4 protein-coding genes are annotated in these 3,960 nt (G+C 68.3%); all 4 read right to left on the bottom strand.

Features of this window, described 5'->3' with window-relative positions; translation table 11 throughout:
• Positions 1 to 91: 91 nt before the first annotated feature.
• Complete coding sequence (locus V5O46_RS31450; protein WP_332888144.1) at positions 92 to 1,192, bottom strand: ParB/RepB/Spo0J family partition protein; 1,101 nt, start codon at positions 1,190 to 1,192, stop codon at positions 92 to 94.
• Positions 1,189 to 2,262 carry a ParA family protein gene (locus tag V5O46_RS31445; protein WP_332888145.1) on the bottom strand — a complete coding sequence of 358 codons (1,074 nt, stop codon included), beginning with the start codon at positions 2,260 to 2,262 and terminating at the stop codon, positions 1,189 to 1,191. The genes V5O46_RS31450 and V5O46_RS31445 overlap by 4 nt, the downstream gene beginning before the upstream one ends.
• Positions 2,263 to 2,603: 341 nt before the next feature.
• The gene (gene rsmG, locus V5O46_RS31440) at positions 2,604 to 3,323 is read right to left on the bottom strand and encodes a 16S rRNA (guanine(527)-N(7))-methyltransferase RsmG (RefSeq protein WP_332888143.1); all 720 of its coding nucleotides are present in this window, start codon (positions 3,321 to 3,323) and stop codon (positions 2,604 to 2,606) included.
• Positions 3,324 to 3,450: 127 nt separating this feature from the next.
• On the bottom strand, positions 3,451 to 3,960 hold a 510-nt coding region (locus V5O46_RS31435; RefSeq protein ID WP_332888142.1), incomplete at its 5' end, for a Jag family protein.

The following is a 3,960-nucleotide window of genomic DNA, read 5'->3' as shown; positions in this document are numbered from 1 at the left end:
GGGGGCGGGCCCCCCCCCCCCGCCCCGCTCGAGCAGCGGCCCAGGCGGGCGGGACACCATTCGCTGCCGCGCCCGCCGTGGGACCTCAGGGCTAAAGATCCTCCGACTGGTCGTCCTCCTGAAGGCTCTGCTGCAGCACCGGTCCCTCGCCCGGAGCGAGGGTGCCGAGGATCCGCTCGAGGTCCTCCACAGAAGCGAACTCGACAGTGATCTTGCCCTTCTTCTGGCCCAGGTCAACCTTCACCCGCGTCTCGAACCGATCCGAGAGCCGCGTCGCAAGATCGGAGAGCGCTGGCGTCACCCGAGCACCGGCACGCGGCCCCTTCGCCCGCTGCGCCTTCTGCGGCCGAGACCCCATCAGAGTCACGATCTCCTCGACAGACCGCACCGAAAGACCCTCGGCCACGATCCGATGGGCCAGCCGGTCCTGCTCCTCGGTGTCCTCCACCGAGAGCAGCGCCCGGGCGTGTCCGGCAGACAGCACTCCGGCTGCGACCCGCTTCTGGACGGCCGAGGAGAGCTTCAGCAGACGCAGGGTGTTGGACACCTGCGGACGGGAGCGGCCGATGCGGTCCGCCAACTGGTCATGTGTGCAGTTGAAGTCCTTCAGCAGCTGGTCGTAGGCGGCTGCTTCCTCGATCGGGTTCAGCTGAGCCCGGTGCAGGTTCTCCAGGAGTGCGTCCAGGAGAAGCTTCTCGTCGTCCGTGGCCCGCACAATCGCGGGGATCGCCTCGAGCCCCGCCTCACGGCAGGCCCGCCAACGACGCTCGCCCATGATGAGCTCATAGCGCTCCGGGCCGGTCTGACGGACGACAACCGGCTGGAGAAGGCCGACCTCCTGGATCGAGGTGACCAGTTCGGCGAGCGCATCTTCGTCGAAGACCTCCCGCGGCTGCCGCGGGTTCGGCGTGATCGCATCCAGCGGCACCTCGGCGAAGTGGGCGCCCAGGAGGGGCGCCGAGGTCTCCGCAGTGCCGGGAGCCGGGGCATGCTCCTCTGTTTCACGTGAAACAGGGGGCAGCGTGGCGACCTTTGCCGCGGCCACTCCGCGGTCGGTCGACAGACCGGGCACTGCGGTGGGAGATGCGGACCCGGGGTTCCCCAGCGCAGCCGAGGCCACCGATTTCTCCGTAGGGGCAGCAGGGATCAGTGCACCGAGGCCACGGCCCAACCCCCTCCGTCGCTCACTCATTGGATCCCCTCCACCATGCTCGGGTCGTTCTGGGCGCCGATGTGGGCGTGCGTAGCGTCGTAGGTGACGCCGACGCCTCTCAGCGCGATTTCTCGGGCCGCCTCAAGGTAGGAGAGAGCGCCGCTCGATCCTGGATCGTAGGTCAGCACCGTCTGCCCATAGCTCGGCGCCTCGGAGATGCGGACGGAGCGAGGGATGCTCGTCCGAAGGACCTCGTCACCGAAGTGGTTGCGCACCTCGTCGGCGACCTGGGACGCCAGCCGCGTCCGACCGTCGTACATGGTGAGCAGGATGGTCGACACATGCAGGGCGGGGTTGAGGTGCCCCCGCACCAGATCGACGTTACGCAGCAGCTGACCCAGCCCTTCCAGCGCGTAGTACTCGCACTGGATGGGGATCAGCACTTCCTGGCCGGCCACGAGGGCGTTCACGGTCAGCAGGCCGAGCGAGGGCGGGCAGTCGATGAGGATGTAGTCCAGTGGCTGCTCATAGGCCTGGATCGCCCGCTGCAGTCGGCTCTCGCGTGCCACCAGGGACACCAGCTCGATCTCCGCACCGGCGAGATCGATCGTGGCAGGCGCACAGAAGAGGCCCTCGACGTCAGGAACAGGCTGGACGACCTCGGAGAGGGGCTTGCTCTCGACCAATACGTCGTAGATGGACGGGACTTCGGCGTGGTGGTCGATCCCCAGAGCGGTGGAGGCGTTCCCCTGGGGATCGAGGTCGACCACCAGGACCCGGGCACCGTGCAGGGCGAGCGACGCGGCAAGATTCACGGTCGTCGTCGTCTTGCCGACACCCCCCTTCTGATTGGCGACCACCATGACCCGGGTCTGCTCGGGCCGTGGCAGACCCTCGCCGGCGCGGCCCAAAGCCTCCACCGCCAGTTGGGCAGCACGACCGATCGGAGTGTCGTCCATCGGAGGCGGTGTTTCACGTGAAACATCCACCCCCAGCGACTCGGTACGGGGACCGGGGACCGGATCGGTCATCGGTCCCGCGATGTTGGCGTCGGACCGCAAGGATTCACTCTCCTCGACTTCAGGCTCGCAATGAACAGAGCCTCCCATGTCTTCGGGGTCGTGAACCAGTGAGGCCTGGCCTTCTGTGGAGAAATCCACCTCTGTGGACAACTCCGTCGCCCGTGCGGGGAGCTGTGTGTGCTCAGAAGCGGGTTCGGAGTCCTCCCTCAGGGAGCCAAGGGGCTTTCGGTCGCGAGGTTCGGCCGCAGCGCGGCCACGACTGATGATGCCGTGCAGCAGTGAGCGACGTTTCACGTGAAACACGATGCACAGCGGCCGAAGCCGAACTGTCGCGACACTCCGGCATGCGTAGGTTTGGAGGCTTGTGTGGAGTACGTCTCGTCGTCAGGACGGATCAGCAGCACTCACAGACTCCACCTTCCCGGGGGCTATGAGCGCCGACGTCGTGCCCGCCCCGTCCGGGCCGCCTTCGCCCGCTTCGCCGCGAAGCGCACACCACCGGGGCTCTCCCCGACCTCCACCCGCACCACTGTGGACATCGGGTCCACGACGCCCTCACCGACATGCAGGATCGAGGTCTCCACGGCGCCCAGCTTGCTCAGGGCCGTGGCCGCACTCTTCAGCTCCTCCTCTGCCGTGTCTCCCTTGAGCGCCAACATCTCCCCGTAGGGACGCAGCAGCGGAATCCCCCAGGTGGCTAGGCGGTCCAGAGGAGCCACGGCCCGGGCCGTCACCACATGGACCGGTGGCAGCTTGCCCATGACCTCCTCCGCGCGGCCCCGCGCCACGGTCACATGGTCCAGCCCCAGCAGCTCCACGACCTCGGTCAGGAAGGTGGTCCGGCGCAGCAGCGGTTCCAGCAGGGTGATCTTCAGGTCGTCACGGACGAGCGCCAGCGGGATGCCAGGCAGGCCGGCCCCGGACCCCACGTCGCACACCGTCACCCCCGCGGGCACGACCTCGGAGAGCACAGCACAGTTCAGCAGATGCCGCTCCCAGAGCCGCGGCACCTCACGCGGACCGATCAGACCGCGCTGCACTCCCGCCTCGGCGAGCAGCTCCGCGTAGCGGACCGCATCCGCAAAGCGATCGCCGAACACCTCGCGCGCCTGCTCGGGCGCGGGGGGAAGCTCCGCTGCCTCCGTCACGGGGAACCGTCCTTCCGTACCGTGTCGGCGGGCATTCACCGCCGACACCAGAACCACCAGAACTATCAGGCTGACAAAGCACGGCCCCGCCTGCGCAACAGACGGGGCCGGAGGAGCGTGAGACCGATCAGGCGGGAAGCACGACGACGAAGCGCTGCGGCTCCTCGCCCTCGGACTCGCTGCGCAGGCCCGCGGCCTTGACCGCGTCGTGCACGACCTTCCGCTCGAACGGCGTCATCGGCTTCAGCCGCACGGGCTCGCCGCTGCTCTTGACCTCAGAAGCGGCCTTGGCGCCGAGCTCGGCGAGCTCGGTGCGCTTCCGGGCGCGGTAGCCCGCGACATCGAGCATCAGCCGGCTGCGGTCACCGGTCTCCCGGTGCACGGCCAGGCGGGTGAGCTCCTGCAGGGCCTCGAGCACCTCGCCGTCGCGGCCGACCAACTTCTGCAGATCCCGGCTGCTCGAGTCGCTGATGATCGAGACGGAGGCACGGTCGGCCTCGACGTCCATGTCGATATCGCCGTCGAGGTCGGCGATATCGAGCAGACCCTCCAGATAGTCCGCCGCGATCTCCCCCTCCTGCTCAAGGCGGGTCAGGGTGTCTGCACCCTCGGCAGCGGCGGAGGTGGTGCCTTCCGT

Source organism: Streptomyces poriticola (assembly GCF_036689765.1).
GTDB lineage: Bacteria > Actinomycetota > Actinomycetes > Streptomycetales > Streptomycetaceae > Streptomyces > Streptomyces poriticola.
This window is presented reverse-complemented; position numbering and strand designations above follow the sequence as displayed.